This window comes from Cryptocyanus atlanticus LEGE 06306, assembly GCF_056633155.1.
This window is the reverse complement of sequence record NZ_JBSJOZ010000037.1, coordinates 1-2477: the sequence shown is the minus strand read 5'-3', so window position 1 is coordinate 2477 and position 2477 is coordinate 1. Positions and strand designations below refer to the sequence as shown.

Genomic DNA, 2477 nt, shown 5'->3' with positions numbered 1-2477 from the left:
TGTCAAGCGACATCCGGAATTGGTCCTCCGGCGACACGAAATCTGGCCCACCCTGTGGGGCTCGAACCCCGGCTTGTTGACGCCGTAGCCGGCGCCGGTAGGTCTTGCTCATCAGTCGTTGGGGATGTGGATGGGGGTGGATCGGGAGGAATGGGATGCTCATGGGCCCCCTCCGTCCCCAGTGGCAGGGATGGTGCTCATCGCACTGCTGCTCTTGATCAGACCGGAGCGGCGTTTCTCGCGCAGGTGGTAGCTGTCGCCCCGCACGGTCAGCACATGGCTGTGGTGCAGCAGCCGATCGAGGATCGCGGTGGCGACGACCTGATCGCCGAACACCTCGCCCCACTCCATAACAGGGCGGTTGGAGGTGATCAGGACGCTGCCGCGCTCATAACGGCGGGAGATCAGCTGAAAGAACAGGTGTGCCGCATCGGGCTCCAGTGGCAGGTAGCCCAGCTCGTCAATGATCAGCAGCTTGCTCTTGCCGTACTGGCTCAGCCGGCTCTCCAGCGCCGTCTGGTTATGGGCCCGGGCGAGGGTGGAGATCAGCTCCATCGCCGAGGCGTATTGCACGGTGTAGCCCTTGCTCACCGCCTCACGCCCCAGGGCGACGGCCAGGTGGGTCTTGCCCACCCCCGGCGGACCCAGCAGCAGCAGGGTGTCGCCGTTGGCCACCCAGCGGCAGGTGGCGAGTTCCCGGATCTGGCCTGGATCGAGCGAGGGCTGGGCCTCGTACTCAAACCCCTCCAGCGTCCGCACGAACGGGAATTTGGCAATGCTCATCGCCATCGCGATTCGCCGCTGGTCCTTGCGGGCGATTTCCGCCGCACACAGCCAGGCCAATGCCTCGCGCAGGTTCAGCTCCTTGCGGGCCGCCTCCTCGAGCAGGTTGTCGAGCTGGTCGCGGATCGCGGTCAGTCGCAGGCGGGTGAGCATGACGTCGAGCTCCAGGGCGGAGACCGGCGGTGACGTGGCCATCGGCTGCAGGCGACGATCCGGTTGCCCGGTTTTGGCAGGACTCATGCCGCCACCTCCTCGCCCACCTCGGCGGCATAGACCGCCAGGGAGCGGGCCAGTTCTGAGCTGCGCATCACGCCGGTCCGCCGCCGCGTTCCGCCCCCACAGGGCGGGGACGTGGTGGAGGCGGACCCAACGCAGCTGACGCCATCCGCTGAGGGCAGTGACCGTTCGGCCAAGTCCTGCTGCGGCGCTGGCACCAGGCCATCCCAGTGCCCCCGCAGCACGGAGTGATGACGCCGATTGGCCGCCACGCGCTCATGTCGGGCGACGACACGGTCGCCATGGCGGATCAGCACCTGCTGATCCCGCAGCAGGACACTCACCCGCTGCTTGAGCAGCTTCCAGGGGACGCTGTACCAGTTGCCCTCCACCTCGACGCAGGCGTCGTTGTGGACCACCCGCACCAGCTCCCGCTCCGCCAGGAACGACGGTTTATGGGGCAACGGCTGCAGGGCAGCCTCCTCCTCCCGCTGGAAACGCACCACCGGCTGTTCACCGGTCGTTCCGTGGATGCGAACGTCGGCCGCCTCCCGGCTCCAGTGCTCCAGGTGCGCTTCCAGCGCCTCCCAGCTGGCGAACTCCCGGCCGGCCACCGCATTCGTCTTGACGTAGCCGACGCCGCGCTCGTCCTTTCCCTTGGTACGGGCCCGGTAGGGCCGGCAGGCTTTGGGAAGGAATCCCCAGTAGCGGGCAAAGGCATCGAGCCGTTCGTTGAACACCAGCACCTGACGAGCCGGATCGTGCTCCTTGACCAGGGCACGGGCGTTATCGAACAGCACCTCGGCCGGCACCCCCCGCCAGTGGCGGAAGGCCTCCTCCATCGCCAACAGCCAGTTGACCTGGCGCTCGTGCCGATAGGCCCGCACCACCAGCCGCCGCGAGTAGCCCAGGGTCAGCACGCACAGGTGCACCTTGAGCCGTTCACCAGCGATGCGGGCATAGGTCTCACCGAAATCCGCCTGCAACTGCTTGCCCGGCGGCGTCTCAAACCGCACCGTTGCCAGGACAGCGGCCCGCAGCTCCTGCCGCCAGGGCCCCACCGCCCGCTCCACGGTGCGCAGTGACACGGCGATGCCCTTCTCGCTGGCCAGCTCCTGGCGCACCACATCGGCATTGCTGTTGTGGGCAAGGAACCGCTCCCTGAGCCAGTCGCACTGACCATCGAGAACGCCGATCCGCCGAGGTTTGCCGTAAGCCTCCCAGCTTCCCTGCCGCCGGTACTTGCGGACGGTTTCAGGTGAGCAGCCCAGTTCCTTGGCGATCCGCCGGCGGCCCCAGCCAGCTGCGGTGAGGCCAAGGATCGCCTGGACTTCCTCTGGAGTTTCCAACGCCGCATCCCGGGAGCTCTGCTCCTGAGGTGACAGCACCACGGTCAGGGCGTTGGCCCTGGTCAGTGGCTCGCAGAGGGGGGCCAGATTTCGTGTCGCATCTGGGCCAGTTTTCGCTGTCGCCTGACA

At 67.3% G+C, this 2477-nt stretch carries 2 protein-coding genes; both read right to left on the bottom strand.

The window, feature by feature from the left end:
• Nucleotides 1-159: 159 nt before the first annotated feature.
• Complete coding sequence (gene istB / locus ACWJI7_RS14165; protein ID WP_479938859.1) at nt 160-978, bottom strand: IS21-like element helper ATPase IstB; 819 nt, start codon at nt 976-978, stop codon at nt 160-162.
• Nucleotides 979-1019: 41 nt separating this feature from the next.
• Nucleotides 1020-2348: an IS21 family transposase gene (istA, locus tag ACWJI7_RS14160; RefSeq protein WP_479938857.1), complete on the bottom strand. Its 1329-nt coding sequence runs from the start codon at nt 2346-2348 to the stop codon at nt 1020-1022.
• Between the last annotated feature and the right edge of the window lie 129 nt (nt 2349-2477).